Source organism: Massilia sp. ST3 (assembly GCF_018119405.1).
GTDB lineage: Bacteria > Pseudomonadota > Gammaproteobacteria > Burkholderiales > Burkholderiaceae_D > Telluria.
Window position 1 is genome coordinate 54,191 of the sequence record NZ_JAGPWC010000017.1, and the last position, 20,290, is coordinate 74,480.

Here is a 20,290-nt window from a genome sequence, read left to right on the forward strand (position 1 = left end):
GGCCGGTTCGGTCCCCAGGCGAGCGCCTGATCGAAAGCGGGAAAAGCAGTTCTCACATGGGCAGAAGCTTTCCGACCCGGCATTTTACCGGATTTCGAGGCAGAAAGCCCGGTTTCCGGGGCGCTGACGGGGATATCTGCGGGCCGAAACCCATGAAACAAGGCGTAGGGTTGGCGGCTTTGCCGCCGACGCGGTGATAGGTGGCGGCTTCGATACCGCGCCGGATGATCTCGCCGGCAGCCATCACCGCGTCGGCGGTGCAGCCGCCGACCCTACGCCTCGGCGATCTGCGCGGCAATATAGGCTTCGACCTTCTCCCGATCGAGAAAGTAATGGCAGAGTTCTTCGCCGTCCGGATCGCCGTACAGCACCGGCACCAGCTCGTCGAAGCGGGCTTCCAGCGCCGGGTCGGCATCCACGTCGAGCACGGTGATCGCGAACGGCCGCCCGGGCTGCTCCAGGGCCTTGAGGGCCGCCAGCATGTCCTCGCACAAATGGCACCAGACCCGGGAGTACAGGGTGAACGGAATCGCCTCCATCACTGGCGCGGTTTGATCACGAGGAACTGGGTGACGGTGTCGCGCCGCACCAGCAGGGCCACCTGTTTCTTGGGATCGAGCTTGCCGACCAGGGCGTTGAACTGGGCTTCGCTCGTCACCGGTGTGTTGTTCACCTGCAGGATGACGTCGCCCGGGCGGATGCCGGCGGTGGCGGCATTGCCCTGCGCCTCCTCGACCAGCACCCCGCCTTCGACACCGAGCTCACGGTGCTGCTCGGCGCTGAGGCCGGACACGTTCAGGCCCAGGGCGTTCGGCGCGGCGCCCGGCGCCAGCTTCTTGGGCGCGGGGCGCGCCGGCGCCGATTTCTCGTCCTGCAGTTCGACGATGGTGACCGGCACCTCGAGCTGGGCGCCGCGGCGCCACACGGTGACGGTGGCGCGGCTGCCGACTTTCGACGCGCCCACCAGGCGCGGCAGGTCGCGCGTGGTCTCGATCGGCTGGCCGTTGAACTTGAGGATGATGTCGCCGACCTTGATGCCGCCCTTCTCCGCCGGACCGCCCTGCTCGACCATCGACACCTCGGCGCCGCGCGCCTTGCCCAGGCCGAGCGACTCGGCGACGTCGCGCGTGACTTCGCTGATCTGCACGCCCAGGCGGCCGCGGGTGACGCGCCCGGTCTTCTTGAGCTGGTCGGCCACACGCATCACCTCGTCGATCGGCACGGCGAAGGAAATGCCGTTATACGCGCCGGACAGGGTCGCGATCTGCGAATTGATGCCGATCACCTCGCCGCGCATGTTGATCAAGGGGCCGCCCGAATTGCCCGGGTTGACCGCCACGTCGCTCTGGATCAGGGGCAGGTATTCGCCCGTGTCACGCGACTTGGCCGAGATGATGCCGGCCGTGACGGTGTTGTCGAGGTTGAAGGGCGAGCCGATCGCCACCACCCATTCGCCGACCCGGATCTTGCTCGAGTCGCCGGTGCGCAGGTAAGGCAGGTTGCCGGCGGCCAGCTTGAGCAGGGCCACGTCGGAACGGCGGTCGGCGCCCAGCACCTTGGCCTTGAATTCGCGCCGGTCGTTGAGGGTGACGGTGACTTCGTCGGCGCCTTCGACCACGTGGGCATTGGTCAGCACGAAGCCGTCGTCCGAGATGATGAAGCCGGAGCCGACGCCGCGCTGGACTTCCTGCTCCTCGGGCGCCTGCTGGGGCCCGCGGCGGCCGCCGCCACGGGGAATCTGGCCGCCGAAGAAGCGGCGCAGGAATTCCTGCATCTCCTCCTCGCCCGGCACCCCGCCGCCGGCGCGCACGCGCTCGGTGGTGCGGATGTTGACCACGGCCGGGCTGACCTTGTCGACCAGGTCGGTGAAGTCCGGCAGCCCGGTGACCACCGGGGTCGGGACTGGCGCGGCGCCGGTGGCGTGGGCCGGCAGTGTGGCAAGGAAGGAGGAGCCGGACACGAGCAGTGCCGACAGGATCAGGGTGGCGGTTTTGCTGGGCATGGAGCGTCGATGGACAGGGCTGAGATTGACTGAATGGTAAGGCAAAAACGGCGCTTTGTCGCGGCGCGCGGTAGGGTTGGCGGCTATGCCGCCGACGCGGGGATGGCTGGCGGAAATGAGCCCGGGTGCCCCCCCGATAAACGCAGCGCGGATCGTAGGGTAGACGGGTCTCCCGCCCACGCGGCGATCGTTACCGTCTACGATGCCGTGCGCGGTCCGGCGGACGATTGTTGGACGCGTGGACGTTTGTAATTCAGGCCGCTGGCCTGAATTACCCCGTCCACCCTACGGATGAATTGTGGCTAACTATCCCCGCGTCGGCGGAAAACCCGCCGCCCCTACGACGACGCGGGATTCGACAGCACAGGTGCGGATATGGCTTCTGTGGCATCCCCGGCCGCCACCGCCCGCTTCACGGGCATGGGCTCATCCGCCAGCCTGCTGGCCAGCCGTGCCGAGAACGCCGGCGACAAATCGGGCACCGGCTGCGCGCGCAGCACGTCGCCGATGCGGTGGTACAGGTCCCAGGCTTCGCGCCCACCGGGCTCGTGCAGGGCGGCGACCGCCAGCTCCACGTCGGCCTCGGGCAGTTCGCCGTCGCCCAGGGCGGAGATGTGTTCGCGGATTTTTTTGTCGGTGTCCATCGGTGTGTCGCTGTCGGTATGTTCAAGATGTGCTGCGTTTGTGTACGATCTCGCTACCTAGCGACGTTTGTCAACCGGGAAATCGAGCAAGGGGCGCAATTTCTCGGCGATGACTTCGCGCGCGCGGAAGATCCGGCTGCGCACGGTACCTATGGGACACGCCATCACTTCGGAAATTTCCTCGTAGCTCAGTCCTTCGATTTCCCGCAGAATGATTGCTGTGCGCAACTCCAGTGGCAGTGCTTCCATCGCGGCATTGACCGTGTGAGCGATCTGCTTGCTGGCGAGCACCGATTCCGGTGTGTTGATGTCGCGCAGGCTCTCTGCGTCGTCGAACCCTTCGGCACGCTCGGCATCCGTCTCTGTCGAGGTCGGCGCCCTACGGCCCTGGGTTACAACAAAGTTTTTTGCAGTGTTGATTCCTATTCGGTAAAGCCAGGTATAGAAGGCCGACTCGCCGCGAAAATGGCGCAGCGCCCGGAACGCCTTGATGAAGGTTTCCTGCACCACGTCTTCCGCTTCTGCCGGGTCGTGCACTAGGCGCGACACCAGCCGCATCAGGCGGCGCTGGTACTTGGCCACAAGGAGGTCGAACGCCTGCCGGTCCCCGGCCTGGACGCGCTCCACCAGCAGCTGATCACACTCGCGTTCTGTCGTCACGGCCCCTGCCCCATCGGCTGCAGCCGGCCCCCTTGCTTAAGAGTTGGCCCACTGCAATAAGTTCAAAGTATTTTTGCGCTGACTCCGGCACCCAAGGCGCGCAGTGCGACCGCCAGTTCGCGGTAGGCGCCGGGGGCCATGCTGTCCGGCAGCAGCACGAGGCGCCGCACGGCGCCGGTGTCGTCGGCGCGCAGGCGCAGCAGCATGCAGCAAGGCCAGACCGTGGCCCCGGGCAACACGGTCGCGGACACCGTGGTCGTCAACGGCGAGCGCGTATTCCGTTGTACCGTCAGGCGTACTCTCCCGACTCCAGAAAAATCAATCCGGCGCAGGTCCGCGCCGCCGGCGCGCCAGGCATGGCCGACGGCGCATCCGGCGAGCAACAAGGGCAGCCAGGCAGGTGCCGCAAAACGCGCGGGCAGCACGAAGCACACGGCGAAGGAAGCCGCGAGCAGGGACGCGCAGAAGGCAGCCTGAAGCACGCGCAGGCGGCGCGACGGCGCGACGACGGCTGTCACCGTAATCGGCATGGGGTAAGGAGGGAAAACAGCGCCCGCTGAGCACAGGCCGGGATGGCCAGGACGGGATAAGGCAGGCGCCCATCCCCTTAGATAGGGATGGGCGTTTTTTAGTTCAGCTTAGACTTTAGCGAACACGAGGGTACCGTTGGTACCGCCGAAACCGAACGAGTTCTTGACCGCGTAGTCGATCTTCATCTCGCGCGCCTTGTTGGCGCAGAAGTCCAGGTCGCATTCCGGATCCTGGTTGAAGATGTTGATCGTCGGCGGCGAGATCTGGTTGTGGATGGCCAGCACGGTGAACACCGATTCCAGGCCGCCCGCACCACCCAGCAGGTGGCCGGTCATCGACTTGGTCGAGTTCACGACCAGGCGATTGGCATGGTCGCCGAAGACGCGCTTGATGCCGCGCACTTCCGCCACGTCGCCGGCCGGGGTCGAGGTGCCGTGCGCGTTGACGTACTGGACCTGGTCCGTGTTCAACTCGGCGTTCTTCAGGGCTGCAACCATGCAACGGGCCGCACCACTGCCATCCTCGACCGGCGAGGTGATGTGGTTGGCGTCCGCGCTCATGCCGAAGCCGATGACTTCAGCATAGATCCTGGCGCCGCGCTTGACGGCGTGCTCGTACTCTTCCAGCACCATGACGCCGGCGCCTTCGCCCAGTACGAAGCCGTCGCGGTCCTTGTCCCAGGGACGGGATGCGGTGGTCGGATCGTCGTTGCGGGTCGACAGCGCGCGCGCCGAGGCGAAGCCGCCCAGGCCCAGCGGCGAGACGGTCGATTCGGCGCCGCCGGCGACCATCACGTCGGCATCGCCGTACTCGATCAGGCGCGCCGCCGCGCCGATGCAGTGCAGGCCGGTGGTGCAGGCCGTCACGATGGCCAGGTTCGGGCCGCGCAGGCCGAATTTGATCGAGAGATCGCCCGAGATCATGTTGATGATCGAGGCCGGCACGAAGAACGGCGAGATGCGGCGCGGGCCGCGGGCCGTGTACTCTTCCTTGGTTGCTTCGATCATCGGCAGGCCGCCGATACCCGAACCGATGGTCACGCCGATACGGTCCGCGTTCTCTTCGGTGATTTCCAGGCCCGAATCCTGCAGGGCCTGGATGCCGGCCGCCATGCCGTAATGGATAAAGCTATCCATATGGCGGCCTTCCTTGCCCGGCAGGTAGTCTTCGACGTTGAAGTTCTTCACTTCGCCGGCAAAGTGGGTCGTGAACGGCGTCGCGTCGAACTTGGTGATGTTGGCAATGCCCGACTTACCTGCCAGGGCCGCGCTCCACGCCTCGGCAATGGTGTTGCCGATCGGTGAAATACAGCCCAGGCCAGTAACGACGACACGGCGGTTGCGTGAACGGCTCAAGCGATTCTCCCAAAAACTTTAAAGCAGCTTAGGCCTTGACGTGCGCGGTTGCGTAGTCGATTGCCTGCTTGACGGTGGTGATCTTCTCAGCCTGTTCGTCAGGGATTTCCATTTCGAACTCGTCTTCCAGTGCCATCACCAGTTCCACGGTGTCCAGCGAGTCAGCGCCGAGGTCGTCAACGAACGAGGATTCGATTTTGATGTCTGCTTCGGCAACGCCCAGTTGCTCAGCGACGATTTTTTTAACGCGTTGTTCGATATCCGACATGTTTTGGCTCCATTAAGGTATGTGTTGCGGAAAGTGCGCGCATTTTATCAGGTTTGCGCCTTGAAAAACTATTTTCGGCGATTGCTGCTAATTCGTCCGAATTTCCTGCTAAAAGATGGGATTGGACCGGCTTTTTACAAGCGATTCTTAAAGCCGGTCATTATCCCATCAGTTCATGAACATGCCGCCGTTCACGTGCAGCTCGGTGCCGGTGATATAAGCGGCTTGCGGACCGGCCAGGAAGGCCACGGCGTGCGCGATGTCTTCCGGCTTGCCCAGGCGGCCCAGCGGGATCTGGCCCAGCAGCGCGGCGTGCTGGTCGTCGCCCAGCGCCTTGGTCATGTCGGTGTCGATGAAGCCCGGCGCCACGCAGTTGACGGTGATGTTGCGGCTGCCGATCTCGCGCGCAAGGGCGCGGGTCATGCCGGCCACGCCGGCCTTGGCGGCGGCGTAGTTCATCTGGCCCGGGTTGCCCGAGGCGCCCACCACCGAGGTGATGTTGATGATGCGGCCGTGCTTGGCCTTCATCATCCCGCGCAGCACCAGGCGCGACAGGCGGCCGACCGAAGTCAGGTTGGTGGCGACCACGCTGTCCCACTCCTCGTCCTTCATGCGCATGGCCAGGTTGTCCTGGGTGATGCCGGCGTTGTTGACCAGGATGGACAGGCTGCCGAAGCCCTTCTGTACTTCATCCACCACTTCGCCGCAGCGGGCGGCGTCGGTGACGTTCAGGACCACGCCCTTGCCGCCGAATTCGCTCAGGTATTCGGTGATGGCCTGCGCGCCGGCTTCGGTGGTGGCGGTGCCGACCACTTTCGCGCCCTGGCGCGCCAGCTCGAGCGCGATGGCCTTGCCGATGCCGCGCGATGCGCCGGTGACGAGGGCGACTTGGTTTTCCAGATTCATCTCTTCATCCTCTTCTTATGAATTAATCTTCAGCCCTGCTGCACCAGCGCCAGCACGCGCTCGAGCGAAGCCTGGTCGACCAGGGCTTCACCGACGAGCACCGGGTCGATGCGCTTGGCCATGCCGATCAGGGTCTTGCTCGGGGCGCATTCGATCACTTGCGTGACACCGTCAAGCGCCATCTTCTGCATGGTCTCGACCCAGCGCACCGGGCCGGCGGCCTGGCGCACCAGGGCGTCCTTGATCTGTTCCGGATCGTTCAGGACGGCCACGTCGACGTTGTTGATGACGGCGATCTGCGGCGCGGCGAAGCTGAGCTTGGCCATGTAGTCGCGCAGGCGGTCCGAGGCGGGCTTGAGCAGCGACGAGTGGAAAGGCGCCGACACCGCCAGCTTCATGGCGCGCTTGGCGCCCTTGGCCTTGGCGAGCTCGCAGGCGCGCTCGACGGCCGCGGTATGGCCGGCGATGACGATCTGGGTCGGCTCGTTGAAGTTCACGGCCTCGACCACTTCGCCCTGGGCGGCGTCGGCGCAGACTGCGCGCACGTCCTCGGCCTGCAGGCCGAGGATGACGGCCATGCCGCCCTGCCCGACCGGCACCGCGTCCTGCATCGATTGCGCGCGGAAGCGCACCAGCGGCACGGCGTCCTTGAACGGGATCACGCCCGCGGCGACCAGGGCCGAGTACTCGCCCAGGCTATGGCCGGCCACCACCGATGGCGCCGGGCCGCCGGCCGCGATCCAGGCGCGGTAGACGGCGACGGCGGCGGTCAGCATGACCGGCTGGGTGTTGGTGGTGAGGTCGAGGTCTTCCTTCGGACCTTCGGCGATCAGGCGGGCCAGGTCGAAGCCCAGGGCATCGGATGCCTCGGCGACGGTCTGCTCGACCACCGGGTTGCCGGCGAAGCCGTTCAGCATGCCGACGGCCTGGGCGCCCTGGCCCGTGAACAGGAATGCGAATTTGCTCATCTTGTTATTGTCCTTGTTGGGTTGTTCCGAATCGCGCAGCGCAGTGGCCTGGTTACATGCGCACCAGGGCCGCGCCCCAGGTGAAGCCGCCGCCCACGCCTTCCATCAGCACGTTCTGGCCCTTCTTGATGCGGCCGTCGCGCACGGCCTGGTCCAGCGCCAGCGGGATCGAGGCGGCCGAGGTGTTGCCGTGCTCGCCGACGGTCACGACCATCTTCTCGATCGGGAGATCGAGCTTCTTGGCGGTGCCCTTCATGATGCGCAGGTTGGCCTGGTGCGGCACCAGCCAGTCGATGTCGGAAGGACGCATCTGCGCCATGCCGAGCACCTCGTGCGCCACTTCCTCGAGCACGGTGACGGCCAGCTTGAACACCGCCGGGCCGTCCATGTAGAGGAAGCCGCTGCCGGCGATCGCGCCCTGGGCCAGGTTGCCCGGGACCGACAGGATGTGCGAGTGGCGGCCGTCGGCGTGCAGCTTGGAGGCCAGCACGCCCGGCTCGCTGGAAGCTTCCATGACGATGGCGCCGGCGCCGTCGCCGAACAGCACGCAGGTGGTGCGGTCCGAGAAGTCGAGGATGCGCGAGAAGATCTCGGCGCCGATCACCAGCACGGTCTTGTGCATGCCCGAGCGGATGAAGGCGTCGGCGGTCGAGACCGCGTAGACGAAGCCGCTGCACACGGCCTGCACGTCGAAGGCGGCGCTGTTGTTCTCCATGCCCAGCTTCTGCTGCACGATGCAGGCGGTGCTCGGGAAGCTGCCGTGGAAGTCGGGGGTGGAGCTGGCGACGATCACCAGGTCGATGTCGGACGGCTGCTTGCCGGCCATCTCGAGCGCCTTGCGCGCGGCCTTGACGGCCAGGTCGGACGAGTTCTCGGTGGCGTCCGCATAGTGGCGCGCCTCGATGCCGCTGCGGGTCACGATCCACTCGTGCGAGGTCTCGATGCCCTTCTCGGCCAGCTGGGCCGCGAGTTCGTCGTTGGTCACGCGCTTGGCCGGCAGGTAGCTGCCGGTGCCGGTGATTTTGCTATATACAGTCATTGCTCCACCATCCTGCTAATTGATTGAGCGAGGCCGAATCAAGCCTGGCGCTCGGGGTCCGGAGACGGCATCAGTTCGGCGATCAGGGCCGACAGCTGCTCTTGTACATTGTGGGCAGCGGCCTCGTAAGCACGCTTGAGCGCCCATTCGAAAGCATAGGCGTTGGCGCCGCCATGGCTCTTGAACACCAGGCCTTTCAGGCCCAGCAGCCCGGCGCCGTTATAGCGCTCGGGATTCAGTTTCTTGAGGGCGCCGCGCGCCAGCAGCGCGCCCGCCATCGACAACACGCTTTGCTTGAACACCGACTTGACGAAGCGCGACAGGCCTTCGGCCGCCTTCAGGGTGACGTTGCCGACGAAGCCGTCGCACACCACCACGTCGACCGTACCCTTGAAGATGTCGTTGCCTTCGACATTGCCGAAGAAATTGAGTTTACCGCGCTCGTGGTCGGCGCGCAGCAAGAGTCCGGTTGCCTTGACCACGTCGTTGCCCTTGATGTCCTCGGTGCCCACGTTGAGCAGGCCGATGGTGGGGCGCTCGATGCCTTCGATGGCCGAGCACAGCACCGAGCCCATGATGGCGAACTGGTGCAGGTGGTCGGGGCCGCAATCGACGTTGGCGCCGAGGTCGAGCATGTAGGTGGGGCCGTTCTTTTCGTTCGGCATGATCGAGCAGATCGCCGGGCGGTCGACGCCGGCCATGGTCTTGAGCACATAGCGCGAAACGGCCATCAGGGCGCCGGTGTTGCCGGCCGAGACGCAGGCGGTGGCGCTGCCGTCCTTGACCAGTTCGATGGCGACGCGCATCGACGAGTCCTTCTTGCGGCGCAGGGCCACTTCGACCGGGTCGTCCATGGCCACCACTTCGGTCGCGTTCTTGATCGAGATGCGCGGATGGGTCTCCGCGCGGCATTTCTTGAGTTCGGCGCGCAGCACCTCTTCTGCGCCGACCAGGATCAGTTCGGCGTCAGCTTGCTTTTTTAGAAAGGAAAGGGCTGCCGGAATAGTAACTGAGGGGCCGTGATCGCCGCCCATGCAGTCAATGGAAATTTTAATTGTCATTTGTCGGGAAGTTGCCGCAAGTTACGCACAGCGGGCGGCAAGATGGGATCGGGGCGTGGCGCAAGGCCGGCCGGAGTCCGCGCGAGTGTAAATGACGGTGTGCAAGCTTGAATTGCAGCCGAACACGGGGTAACACGCAAAGAAAAAGCGGCGCCACGAAGTTAACCTACGTTGCACCGCTTTCATGGTACTGAAAGACAAGACGGCGATTACTCGTCGTTCTTGGTCTTCAGGACTTTGCGACCACGGTAGAAGCCGTTCGGGCTGATGTGGTGACGCAGGTGGGTCTCGCCGGTGGTCGGCTCGACTGCCAGGTTCGGCGCGGTCAGGAAATCGTGCGAACGGTGCATGCCGCGCTTCGAAGGGGACTTCTTATTCTGTTGAACTGCCATGATGACTCCTAATACATAAGTTCTAAAATTCTAACACATTCGACTTGCAAATACATGCGCATCGAGTATCCCACCGGCAATTCTTAGAATGATGCTCCATGAATGCCGACATGTTTTAACGCTGCCTACATCTACTGCCTACTGCCATACTCGACTGCTGCACGCGTTTGACACGTTCTTTGCGTACTACCGTCTTGGACTGCCACTGCGGTACTACAAATTTTGTACTGATTACTCTGACTTGAGATTCTTGAGGCCGGCGAACGGCGAAACCTTGTCGGTCTTCAGGCTGTCCAGGAGCTTGGTGTCCGGACAGACATCGTGTTTCGGTGCCTGCGGCAGGGCCAGCAGGGCTTCGTCCTCGAGCAGCTCGCGGATGTCGCAGGCATGGCTGCCGACGATCACGTCGATGCTCTCGTCGTCGAGGATTTCCTCGATCTGGTCGGCTTCCTCGTCGTCCTTGCCGAGCACCAGCATGGTGGACGAATCGATTTCATAAGCAAAGGGCTGCAGGCAACGCTGGCATACCAGCTGCACGGGACCAGCCACCGACAGGGTCATCGAAGGGTAGCCCTGGCGGGTCTGCCCGCCCTCGATGGACCAGCGGATCTCGCCGCTCCGGTCGGCGCAATCGGCAGCCAGCCGGGGCATTTCAGCCACGGGCGTCGTACCTTCACGCTGCCCGCCATTCCGACAAAACTCAAAAGCGTCAATGACAAAAGCGCTCATTTGGAAGGTTCCCCGGAAAACCTGCGATAATAACAGGCTTCTCGCTGCAGAGTCAAAAACTTGCGCTGTTTTTTGGGCGCCGGGCGCTGCGCTGTTGCGGCAAGCTCGATATTCATCGGACTTGCTTGTCGGGAAGCAGCTATCTAGTTGTTTTACCTATGGTTTTCCCTACCCGGCCGACATGATACCAAGTTCCCCGCCCGCGCGTCTAATCCTTGCTTCCAGCTCCGCCTACCGGCGTGAGCTGCTGGCCCGCCTGGGCCTGCCCTTCGAGGCCGTCGCGCCCCACATCGACGAGACCCCGCTGCCCGGCGAAGCCCCGCAGGACACCGCCCTGCGCCTGGCGCGCGAAAAGGCCGCGGCCATCGCCGCCCTGCATCCCGGCGCGCTCGTGATCGGCTCGGACCAGGTCGCCACCCTCGACGGTTTACAAATCGGCAAGCCGGGCGACCATGCGCGCGCCCTGGCCCAGCTCCAGCTGATGCGCGGGCGCCAGGTGGTGTTCCATACGGCCCTGTGCCTGTGGGACGGGCGCGTGGCCAACCCCGCCCGCGCCGCGCAGCTGGAGAACGTGCAGGTGTTCGTGCACTTCCGCGACCTGCCGGATGCCGAGCTGGACGCCTACCTGCGCATCGAGCAGCCCTACGATTGCGCGGGCAGCGCCAAGAACGAAGGCCTGGGCATCGCCCTGATCGAACGGATCGACTCTTCCGACCCCACCGCCCTCACCGGCCTGCCCCTGATCGCCCTTACCGGCATGCTGCGGCGCGCGGGGGTTCGCTTTTTTGGTACCTGAGTGGTACCTGACTTATATATAGTGTATTTATGGCTGGCACGCTTTTCCTGATTCCGAACACCCTTGGCCCGGTCGAACCGGTTTCCGGCGCCCTTTCCGCCCTGCTCCCGACCCAGGTCCAGGCCGTGACCTCGCAACTCGACTATTTCGTGGCCGAAAACGCCAAGACGGCGCGCGCCTTCCTGAAACTGGTGGCGATCGACCATCCGCTGGCGAAACCGCTGCAGGAAATCGAGATCGCCGAGCTGAACGTCAACACCCCGGCCCAGGCTCTGAACCAGCTGCTGGCGCCGCTGCTGGCCGGACGCGACGCCGGCCTGGTGTCCGAGGCGGGCGTGCCGGCGGTGGCCGATCCGGGCGCCGACCTGGTGCGCCTGGCCCACCAGCACGGGATTCCGGTGCGGCCGCTGGTGGGGCCGTCCTCGCTGCTGCTGGCCGTGATGGCCAGCGGGCTGAATGGGCAGAGCTTCGCGTTCAACGGCTACCTGCCGACCGATGCGGGGCAGCGCAGCAAGCGCATCCAGCAGCTGGAGGGGCGCTCGCGCAGCGAGAAGCAGACCCAGCTGTTCATCGAGACGCCCTACCGCAACGGGGCGATGCTGGAGGCGCTGGTGGCGGCCTGCCAGCCGGGGACGCTCATTTGTGTGGCGACCGATCTGACGCTTGCCAGCGAATCGGTGAAGACGCTCACGGCGGCGAAGTGGAAGGCGCAGCTGGCTTCAGGGAAGGCGCCGGAGTTTCATAAGAAGCCGACGGTGTTTTTGTTGTTGGGGCAGTAATCAAGCTGGTAGCTGCGGAGCAAACTTGGGTCCCCGCCTTCGCGGGGATGACGACTCAACCGTAAGTGGCAAGCTCATGCACGCCATCCCCGCGGAGGCGGGGAACCAGGTTTGCCAGCGGACCAGTTACTAGTGCACATCGTGCGTCAGCTCCCGCACCCAATTGAACGCCGCCAGCTCGATCTCCCGGATCTCGGTCACCGTCAGCCCCACCCTCCTCAGCGCCGTCGCCAGCTTGCGCCCGCAATCCGCCGCCTCCAGCAACTCGGCAACGTGCAGCATGAGGCCGAAATCCCCTTCCCGGTCCAGCAGCGCTGCGCGCACGTCGTGGGCCACCTCGACATTGTCGAGGATGTCCACCATCGGCACCGAGAACAGCGCATCCGCCAGCGACATGATGCCCACCGTGAAAGCGCGGTCGGCGCTGGCCGTGTCGCCGGGGCGCACGTGCTGGGTCATCATCTCGAGCAGCTTGCCGCGCGTCGTGGCCAGCTGCAGCAGGGGCGAATCAAGGTCGGCCCGGGCCCCGGCCGAGGTGTAGACCAGGATCTGCAGCCAGCGCGACAGCTGGCGCCGCCCGAGCTGGGTCAGCGCCTGCGACAGCGACTCGATCTGCGGGCCCGGGGCGGCGCGGCTGTTCACCAGGCGCAGCAGGTTTAGGCTGATCAGGGCGTCGCGCTTGACCGCCGATTCGATCGCCTGGCTGTCGGCGTTCGAGTTGACCAGCTCCAGCAGGCGCAGGATGCCCATTTCCGACGGCGTGATCTTCTTGCCGGTCAGGATCACGGGACGGGCAAAATAATAGCCCTGGAAGTATTCGAAGCCCAGCTCCATGCACAGGCGGAACTCATCCAGGGTTTCGACCTTCTCCGCCAGCAGCTTCTTGCCGGTGCCTTTGAGCGAATCGGCCAGGCGCGCCAGCGCCTCGGGCGGCATGCCCTTGACGTCGACCTTGATCACGTCGACCAGGGCCACCAGCTTGTCGAGCTCGGCCGAATGCTCGATCACGTCGTCGACCGCGAACTTGAAGCCCAGCTCCTTGAGCTCGGCGACGCGCGCCAGCAGCTTCTCGGACGGCTGCACCGTTTCGAGGATCTCGAGGATGACCTTGTGGGCCGGCAGGAAACGGACGAAGTCGCTCATCAGGACCACTTCGTCGACGTTGACGAAGGCCAGCTGCTCGCCCACCACCTGCTCCATGCCGAGCTGGGAGGCGTGGGAAATCACGGCGGCAGTCGCCGCCGCGCCATCGGTCAGCTTGGCGTCGTCATCCTCGCCGGCCGCGCGAAACAAGAGCTCGAAGGCAACCAGGTGCTGGTCACGGCCGAGGATGGGCTGGCGGGCGAGGAAAAAATCGTTGGACGGCACGGACACCGCTGCCGTCGGATCGACATGCATCTAATACTCCTGGGTAACTTTGCGGCGCGATGCGCCGCGCGGGGCGGAGGGTCGCACGGTCCGCCTATCTTGACTATACTACAAAAACACTAACATTAGCATTTCGACATCGCATCAAGATGTTACCGTTATCCGCGACCGCCGCCGGAACGCGGGCCCTTGCGTGCGCCGGGCGCCGCGGCGCGCGGGCCATCGCCCTTCGCCGGACGGGCCCCGGCGCCCTGGGGACGACGTCCCTCGGCTGCAGGAGTGCGCTCGCCACCGGCGGCGCGCGCCGGACGGCCCGGATTCTCTTCGCGGCCCGGCATGCTCTGGCCCGGCAGGCGCAGGCTGCCCTTGCCCGACAGCGGGCTGGCGCGGCGCGCATTGCCGACCGGTGCGCGCGGCGCGTCGCCGACCAGGCGGCCGGCGGCGGCGCCCGTCACCTGGGTGCCCTTCTCGATCGTGAAGCGGGCGCCCGCGTCCTTGCCCAGCACGCGCACCAGGTAGGGCATCACTTCGCGCAGCATCGGTTCCAGTGTGTAGGGCGGGTTCAGGATGAACATGCCGCTGCTGTGCAGGCCATGGCCGTCCGGGGTCGGGGTGCGCGTGGTCAGGGTGACGTTCAGCCACTCCTTGGCCGGCAGGCGCTTGAGGCGGTCGGCGAACTGGCGCGACTCCATGCGCTGCAGCACCGGATACCAGACCGCGTAGATACCGCTCGGGAATTTACCCAAGGCCTCGTCGAGGGCGTCGCGCACGCGGCGGTAGTCGTCCTTGATCTCGTAGGGCGGGTCGATCAGCACCAGGGCGCGGCGCGAAGGCGGCGGCAGCAGCGCCTTGAGGCTGTTGAAGCCGTCGCCATGCTCGATGATCACGCGGCTGCCGCGCGAACGCTCGCCCTGCTCGGCCTTGTGCGCTTCCACCTTGCGGAAGTTCTCGGCCAGGATGCGGCAGTCGGACGGGTGGAGCTCGAACAGGCGCAGCCGGTCCTGTTCGCGCGACACCTGCTCGGCCACGTAGGGCGAGCCGGGGTAGTAGCGCATCTTGCCGCTCGGGTTCATGCCCTTGACCAGGTCCATGTAGGGCACCAGCGGCGCCGGCAGGTCGGTGCAGGTCCAGAGCGGGCCGATCCCGGTGTCGAATTCCGCGTTCTTGGTGGCCTGGGCGCTGTCGAGCGCGTAGACGCCGGCGCCGGAGTGGGTGTCGATATAGGTGTAGGCGGCGTCCTTCTGGTTCATGTACAGGTGCAGCTGGACCTGGACGAAGTGCTTCAGGACGTCGGCGTGGTTGCCCGCATGGAAGGCGTGGCGATAGCTCAGCATAGGCTGGAATTCCTCGAGAATGATGGCGCCGCGTGGTGGAGAACGGCGTGATGGGCGCCATTATCCACTACAAACGGTACAAGCACGGCGAATTGGATGAGCCGTAGGGTCGGCAGGTTTCCTGCCGACGCGTTCAACCGGCGTCGAACGGACGATGCGCGGCAAATCAATATGCGCTCGGACGCGTTGGCGGCGGAGCCGCCAACCCTAGCGGCAAAATAAAAGGCCGTGGCGCATGGCCACGGCCTCTTCCCATCCCCGCAGGGGACGGTGTCGCTTAAGCCACCGAGTAATGCATCAGCCGGCGCACCAGCGAACGCGCGGCGCGTTCGATGGCGGCGTGGTTGCCCAGGTTCTCGACCGGCAGACGCACGCTGGCGGTCAGGTCGCCGTTGCGGATGTCTTTCAGAACCCCCACCAGCTCCCATTCCCCGTTCAGCACCAGCAGCTCGACTTCGAACACGAAGCGGGCCGCGCCCTTGAGCGAGCTGTACTCGATGTCGCCGCCGCGGCCGCCGGCCGCTTCCTTGCGGTGCAGGACCTTGCCGTCCAGCACGCGCAGGCTCTGGCGCTTGAGTTCCGCTTCCAGCGCGTTCTGGAACAGCTGGGCGAACTGCGACACCGGGCGCGCAGCCTGGGCCGTATTGCGCTCGAAGCCGACGGTCAGGCGGCGGTTCTCTTCCTTGCCCTGGGCCTTGGTGGTCTCCTCGACCAGCAGGCGGTCACGGCCCTGCCAGCCCGGCGGCAGCTGCTCCAGCTTGCGGTCGAAGTACACGACCATGGCCGGGCGGCGCTGGCCGACGTACCACTGCTGGAAGCTGCCCGCGCCCGGGGTCTCGGCGATCATGCCGGCCGGCGCAGGATCGGTATAGCCCTGGACCTGGCCCTGGGCCGGTGGCAAGGTGGCCGGCGCCGTCAGGTTCTGCGCGCCCGCGGCGCCCGCCAGCGCCACCAGCGCGGCGAAGATCATGCTGCGCATCAGCGGGCCTCCCGCACTTCGACGTAGTAGTGCGCCACTTGCGCGGCGCCCAGCGAGGACTCCTGGTAGGTGCCGATGCCGTTGCCGTCGAGGTGGACGCGGGTCCAGCCCGAAGCCTTCTCGATCGGTGCGAAGCCGTTGTCGAAGAAGCTGGTGCGCGCTTCGATGACTTGCGGGTAGTCGGTCCGGTTGCGGATCTGCACGATCACGTTCAGGGTGCCGGTCGCATTGCGGCGCGCGCCCTGGCTTTCGATGGCGATCTTGCCGTTCTTCTGGTTTTGCAGGACCTTGTCGATGATGACGACCTGGTCGTGCATGATGCGCGCGGTCGGCGCCATGGCGTCGTTGACGCGCACGCCCATCTGGGCGCCTTCCGGCGACACGCTCGGGCAGCCCGTCAGGAGCACGGCGGCCATGGCGGCCGCGGCGATGTTGATGCAATTTTTCATTCAGTTATTCCTAGTCTTGATCCAGACCACGCCGTTGCCCTTCTTGTCGATCCATTTCTGGATGCGCAGGGTGTCGGCGGGGACTTGCTGGCCCTTGTCGTCGAACAGCGTGACGTTCACGTTGCCCGGCAGGCCCTGGTAGTTGACGGCGCCGATGTGCAGCGTTTCCGGCAGGTTGTTCCAGTAGCGCACGTCGGCGCGCGGCTTGACGTTCACCGAGACCATCGAGAAGATCGCCCCGACCGCGGCCACGGCGCCCAATGCCCGTCCGCCGCCGCCGCCGGCCGCCGCCGCGTAGACGCTGCCGTCCGACGCGATGGTGCCGAGCGCTTCGCCGATGGCGCCGGTGGTGTTCTGGAAAGCCACCTTGCCTTCGATCAGGCGGTCGACCGGGCGCCCGCCGCGGGTGCTGGCCTGGTAGAACACGTCCTCGGCCAGGGCCACCTGCTGCGGCTTGCCGTCGAATTCGATCTTCAGGCTGCGTTCCGGCATGCGCTTGGCCGGGCGGTAGACGATCTCGTGATTACCGATGCCGTCGCCGACCTTGCGCGGCGCGCCGCCGAGTTCGGCGACCACCAGCAGGTTGGCGCCGGCAGCCGGCGCGGCCCACTGCGGACGGAGGCGCGCCACTTCGGCATAGGTTTCCCTGGCCAGGTCCTTGTCGCCGTTGAGCTGGCTGCTCCAGCCTTCCAGGATCATCAGCGCCGCGAAGTCGCTGCGGAACTGCTGCTCCTCGGCGAAAGCGTCCTGCAGGATGCCGCCGCGGAAGGATGCGCGCGCGTTCTCGTAGTCGCCCTCGGCCAGGTACAGCAGGCCGCGGTAGTAATAGGCCATGGCGCGCTCGTAGGGTTCGCCCTTGTAGTCCTTGGCGCCCTCCTCGTACCACAGCGAGCGCGCCTTGGCGGCGTTCTCGGTGTTGGCGAACATGCCCTCGATGCTGTCCAGCGCGCTGTCGAACAGGCCGGTGGCGTCGGCGGTCTTGCCTTCGGCCATGGCCGCCACGCCCGTCTGCAGGACGTGCATGGTGGCGTCCTTGGCCGGCGCGTTCTTCAGGCGCGCGGCCTCGGCCGCGTAGTCGGCACGGGCGGCGCCCGGCGCCAGCGCGAACGCCAGCGCCAGGGCCGCCGCCAGGACACTGTTCCGCTTAGCGGTACAGGACGTCATCCTGGGCTTCCTTCTTGAACTCGAACATGCCGGTCCAGGCGATGGTGCCGTACTCGACGTCGACCAGCTCGAAGGTGATCTGGTGGTAGCGCGACATCGTGCCGGTGTTCGCCGAGTGGGCGTCCAGCGAGTTGATGCTGCCGCCCAACTGGAAGTCGACGCCGGCCTTGGCCTTGGCGGTGCGGATGGTGCCGCGGTCGGTCTCGCCGCTGCGCTTGGCTTCGCGCTGCTTGTCGACCATGTCGCCGTAGTGCTGGGCGACGAACACCAGGCGGCCCTGGGCGGCGCGGTTGAGTTCGACGCGCAGGCGGTTGGTGATCAGGTTCTTGTTGATGCGCGAGGAGCTTTCGTTCTTGAAGAACTCCGAGTCCACCACGATGCGCGGCGGGGTCGAACGGCCGGCGATGGCCGGGTTCGACAGGATGTCGCGCACCATGCGATCGGTGCTCGACACGATGTCCTGGGCTTCCACGCCGACGCCGGCGACGCGGGTCGAGGTGGTGTTCACGTCCTGGTAGACCACCGGGCGGCCCGGGGTGTTGTTCAGGTTCGGGGTGGCGCAGCCGGTCAGCGCCAGTGCGCCGGCCAGCACGGCGATAGTCGTCGATTTCATTGCCAGATCCTTACTTGCCGGCCGAGGCGTTGATGATGGCCTGGTAATAGGCGGTCTTCAGCTCCGGATAGATTTCCTGGGTCAGCTTCAGGGCTTCGGCGAAATCCTTGTGGGTCGAGTTCTTGGCGTACATGTAAACGGCCAGGTCGTTGACCGAGTTGAACGAGATGTCCGAGTTGGCGCGGATGAACTCTTCGCCGCCGACCATCTTCAGGGCGATGGCGCGGCCGGCGGACTCGCCGACTGCCTGGCCCAGGATGCCGCCGATGAACGGGATGTTTTCAGCCACTTTCTGGCCGGCCTGGGCGCCCAGGAAGCCGCCGATGCTGGCGCCGGTGCTGGCGTTGCGGCCCTTCTCCACCCAGGCGGCGACGGTGCCGTCTTCGGTGTACGGCGACATGTACTTGCCGCTGTTGCCCACGATCGGGGTCGGGGCCTGGATCAGGTTCGGAGCGGCGATGTGCGGTGCGCTTGCGCAAGCGGTGAGGACGAGTGCGAACAGCAGGGCGGAGATTTTTTTCATGGTTTTCAGGATCGAGTGGTTTTGGAATCCAGCCCCGTCATTGCGGGACCGTGGTTATGAAGCCAATGCTTGATCACCAATGGTTGGCGAAGGGATATTACAAACAGACAATTTGCTTGCAGAAGCGCAATGTACATGCCTATAGCATCAAAATCAACACCTGTTGCCCCTTTGATACATCGAAAAAAACGCGCACTGTAGTGCGCGTTTTGTCAGGAGCACAAACGTTCTAAAAACTAGAGCTCATGCAACTTTCTTTTCGTCGAAGAATTGCTCATCTTCGGTCGAGCCGTGCAAGGCGGTGGTCGAGCTCTGGTTCTGCTGGATGGTCTGGGTGACCGCGTCGAAGTAGCCGGTGCCGACCTCGCGCTGGTGCTTGACCGCGGTGAAGCCGCGTTCGGCGGCGGCGAATTCCGCCTCCTGCAGCTCGACGAAGGCCGACATGCCGCGCCGCGCATAGCCGTGCGCCAGGTTGAACATGCCGTAGTTCAGGGCGTGGAAGCCGGCCAGGGTGATGAACTGGAACTTGTAGCCCATCGCGCCCAGCTCACGCTGGAACTTGGCGATGGTGGCGTCGTCCAGGTTCTTCTTCCAGTTGAAGGACGGCGAGCAGTTATAAGCCAGCATCTTGCCCGGGAACCTGGCGCGGATGGCTTCGGCGAACTGCTTGGCGTAGTTCAGGTCCGGCTTGCCGGTCTCGCACCAGACCAGGTCGGCGTACGGGGCATAGGCCAGGCCGCGCGAGACCGCCTGCTCCAGGCCCGGGCGCACGCGGAAGAAGCCTTCGACGGTGCGTTCGCCGGTGCAGAACGGACGGTCGTTGTCGTCCACGTCGGAGGTCAGGAGGTCGGCCGCCTCGGCATCGGTGCGGGCGATGACCAGGGTGGGCGTGCCCATCACGTCGGCGGCCAGGCGCGCGGCGTTGAGCTTCTCGACCGCTTCGCGGGTGGGGACCAGCACCTTGCCACCCATGTGGCCGCATTTCTTGACCGAGGCCAGCTGGTCTTCGAAGTGCACGCCGGCGGCGCCCGCCTCGATCATCGATTTCATCAGCTCGAAGGCGTTCAGCACGCCGCCGAAGCCCGCCTCGGCATCGGCCACGATGGGGGCGAAGTAGTCGATCTCGTCCTTGCCTTCGGACCACTGGATCTGGTCGGCGCGCTGGAAGGTGTTGTTGATGCGGCGGACCACGGTCGGCACCGAGTTGGCCGGGTACAGCGACTGGTCCGGATACATCTCGCCGGCCAGGTTGGCGTCGCCGGCGACTTGCCAGCCCGACAGGTAGATCGCCTTCAGGCCCGCCTTCACCTGCTGCATGGCCTGGTTGCCGGTCAGCGCGCCCAGGGCGTGCACGTAGGCTTCGTTGTTGACCAGGTCCCAGAGTTTTTCCGCTCCGCGCCTGGCCAGGGTGTGCTCGACCTGCAGCGAGCCGCGCAGGCGCACCACGTCGGCCGCCGTGTAATTCCGGGTCACGCCTTTCCAGCGTGGATTGCTGTCCCAGTCCTGTTGCAATTGGCTGATCTGCTGTTCACGGGTTGCCATGCTGTTTCTCCTGAAGATAAAACCAATGGGTTGGTAAAAGTGAATCCGTTGAAGAAATCATAGCGTGGATTGCGCAGCGCACAATTAGTCTTATATAAGACATCAAATGAATTTTTTAGCCTTGATAATCAACGCCTTGACGGTCGCTTTCCATGATACGGAAAGCATTTTCTTCCAATGAGACTTCG

23 protein-coding genes are annotated in these 20,290 nt (G+C 65.1%); 2 read left to right on the plus strand and 21 right to left on the minus strand.

Annotated features, from left to right (window positions below; translation table 11 throughout):
* Window positions 1–272 precede the first annotated feature (272 nt).
* The 13 genes from KBW98_RS08060 to KBW98_RS08120 form a co-directional block, all read right to left on the minus strand.
* Complete coding sequence (locus KBW98_RS08060) at window positions 273–539, minus strand: glutaredoxin family protein (RefSeq protein WP_211519607.1); 267 nt, start codon at window positions 537–539, stop codon at window positions 273–275.
* Window positions 539–2,002 carry a DegQ family serine endoprotease gene (locus KBW98_RS08065; RefSeq protein WP_211519608.1) on the minus strand — a complete coding sequence of 488 codons (1,464 nt, stop codon included), beginning with the start codon at window positions 2,000–2,002 and terminating at the stop codon, window positions 539–541. The genes KBW98_RS08060 and KBW98_RS08065 overlap by 1 nt, the downstream gene beginning before the upstream one ends.
* Before the next feature lie 338 nt (window positions 2,003–2,340).
* Window positions 2,341–2,646 (minus strand): sigma-E factor negative regulatory protein, encoded by a 306-nt coding sequence (locus KBW98_RS08070; RefSeq protein WP_211519609.1) that lies wholly within the window; start codon window positions 2,644–2,646, stop codon window positions 2,341–2,343.
* A 57-nt stretch (window positions 2,647–2,703) separates the two neighbouring features.
* Complete coding sequence (gene rpoE, locus KBW98_RS08075; protein ID WP_211519610.1) at window positions 2,704–3,306, minus strand: RNA polymerase sigma factor RpoE; 603 nt, start codon at window positions 3,304–3,306, stop codon at window positions 2,704–2,706.
* Between the two features lie 62 nt (window positions 3,307–3,368).
* On the minus strand, window positions 3,369–3,824 hold the full coding sequence (locus KBW98_RS08080; RefSeq protein WP_211519611.1) for a protein YgfX: 456 nt from the start codon (window positions 3,822–3,824) through the stop codon (window positions 3,369–3,371).
* Window positions 3,825–3,944: 120 nt separating this feature from the next.
* Entirely contained in the window at window positions 3,945–5,192 is a 1,248-nt protein-coding gene (fabF, locus tag KBW98_RS08085; protein WP_211519612.1) for a beta-ketoacyl-ACP synthase II, read from the minus strand.
* Between the two features lie 28 nt (window positions 5,193–5,220).
* Window positions 5,221–5,460: an acyl carrier protein gene (gene acpP, locus KBW98_RS08090; RefSeq protein ID WP_020653257.1), complete on the minus strand. Its 240-nt coding sequence runs from the start codon at window positions 5,458–5,460 to the stop codon at window positions 5,221–5,223.
* Window positions 5,461–5,628: 168 nt separating this feature from the next.
* Window positions 5,629–6,366: a 3-oxoacyl-ACP reductase FabG gene (gene fabG / locus KBW98_RS08095; RefSeq protein WP_211519613.1), complete on the minus strand. Its 738-nt coding sequence runs from the start codon at window positions 6,364–6,366 to the stop codon at window positions 5,629–5,631.
* 29 nt (window positions 6,367–6,395) lie between these two features.
* Window positions 6,396–7,334, minus strand: a complete 939-nt coding sequence (fabD, locus tag KBW98_RS08100; protein ID WP_211519614.1) for an ACP S-malonyltransferase — start codon at window positions 7,332–7,334, stop codon at window positions 6,396–6,398.
* Between the two features lie 52 nt (window positions 7,335–7,386).
* Window positions 7,387–8,373 (minus strand): beta-ketoacyl-ACP synthase III, encoded by a 987-nt coding sequence (locus tag KBW98_RS08105; protein ID WP_211519615.1) that lies wholly within the window; start codon window positions 8,371–8,373, stop codon window positions 7,387–7,389.
* Between the two features lie 38 nt (window positions 8,374–8,411).
* Window positions 8,412–9,434, minus strand: coding sequence for a phosphate acyltransferase PlsX (plsX, locus tag KBW98_RS08110; protein ID WP_211519616.1), 1,023 nt, complete (start codon window positions 9,432–9,434; stop codon window positions 8,412–8,414).
* Between the two features lie 209 nt (window positions 9,435–9,643).
* Window positions 9,644–9,826: a 50S ribosomal protein L32 gene (gene rpmF / locus KBW98_RS08115; RefSeq protein WP_005666806.1), complete on the minus strand. Its 183-nt coding sequence runs from the start codon at window positions 9,824–9,826 to the stop codon at window positions 9,644–9,646.
* A 231-nt stretch (window positions 9,827–10,057) separates the two neighbouring features.
* Window positions 10,058–10,555 (minus strand): DUF177 domain-containing protein, encoded by a 498-nt coding sequence (locus tag KBW98_RS08120; protein ID WP_211519617.1) that lies wholly within the window; start codon window positions 10,553–10,555, stop codon window positions 10,058–10,060.
* A 181-nt stretch (window positions 10,556–10,736) separates the two neighbouring features.
* On the opposite strand from KBW98_RS08120, the gene KBW98_RS08125 reads away from it, so the two are divergent.
* The gene (locus tag KBW98_RS08125) at window positions 10,737–11,351 is read left to right on the plus strand and encodes a Maf-like protein (RefSeq protein ID WP_211519618.1); all 615 of its coding nucleotides are present in this window, start codon (window positions 10,737–10,739) and stop codon (window positions 11,349–11,351) included.
* 29 nt (window positions 11,352–11,380) lie between these two features.
* Window positions 11,381–12,130 (plus strand): SAM-dependent methyltransferase, encoded by a 750-nt coding sequence (locus tag KBW98_RS08130; protein WP_211519619.1) that lies wholly within the window; start codon window positions 11,381–11,383, stop codon window positions 12,128–12,130.
* A gap of 129 nt (window positions 12,131–12,259) precedes the next feature.
* Here KBW98_RS08130 and KBW98_RS08135 read toward each other — a convergent pair whose 3' ends face one another.
* The 8 genes from KBW98_RS08135 to aceA all read right to left on the minus strand — a co-directional run bounded on the left by KBW98_RS08135 (window position 12,260) and on the right by aceA (window position 20,102).
* Complete coding sequence (locus KBW98_RS08135; protein WP_211519620.1) at window positions 12,260–13,528, minus strand: EAL and HDOD domain-containing protein; 1,269 nt, start codon at window positions 13,526–13,528, stop codon at window positions 12,260–12,262.
* 128 nt (window positions 13,529–13,656) lie between these two features.
* A complete protein-coding gene (locus KBW98_RS08140; RefSeq protein WP_211519621.1) occupies window positions 13,657–14,832 on the minus strand; it encodes a 23S rRNA (adenine(2030)-N(6))-methyltransferase RlmJ in 1,176 nt (391 codons plus the stop codon).
* A gap of 277 nt (window positions 14,833–15,109) precedes the next feature.
* Window positions 15,110–15,811 carry a hypothetical protein gene (locus KBW98_RS08145; RefSeq protein ID WP_211519622.1) on the minus strand — a complete coding sequence of 234 codons (702 nt, stop codon included), beginning with the start codon at window positions 15,809–15,811 and terminating at the stop codon, window positions 15,110–15,112.
* Entirely contained in the window at window positions 15,811–16,260 is a 450-nt protein-coding gene (locus KBW98_RS08150; RefSeq protein ID WP_211519623.1) for a hypothetical protein, read from the minus strand. The genes KBW98_RS08145 and KBW98_RS08150 overlap by 1 nt, the downstream gene beginning before the upstream one ends.
* Complete coding sequence (locus KBW98_RS08155; protein ID WP_211519624.1) at window positions 16,261–17,424, minus strand: tetratricopeptide repeat protein; 1,164 nt, start codon at window positions 17,422–17,424, stop codon at window positions 16,261–16,263. It lies immediately after the preceding gene.
* Window positions 17,405–18,037 carry a penicillin-binding protein activator LpoB gene (locus tag KBW98_RS08160; protein ID WP_211519625.1) on the minus strand — a complete coding sequence of 211 codons (633 nt, stop codon included), beginning with the start codon at window positions 18,035–18,037 and terminating at the stop codon, window positions 17,405–17,407. The genes KBW98_RS08155 and KBW98_RS08160 overlap by 20 nt, the downstream gene beginning before the upstream one ends.
* 10 nt (window positions 18,038–18,047) lie before the next feature.
* A complete protein-coding gene (locus tag KBW98_RS08165; protein WP_211519626.1) occupies window positions 18,048–18,560 on the minus strand; it encodes a hypothetical protein in 513 nt (170 codons plus the stop codon).
* 243 nt (window positions 18,561–18,803) lie between these two features.
* Window positions 18,804–20,102, minus strand: a complete 1,299-nt coding sequence (aceA, locus tag KBW98_RS08170; RefSeq protein WP_211519627.1) for an isocitrate lyase — start codon at window positions 20,100–20,102, stop codon at window positions 18,804–18,806.
* Between the last annotated feature and the right edge of the window lie 188 nt (window positions 20,103–20,290).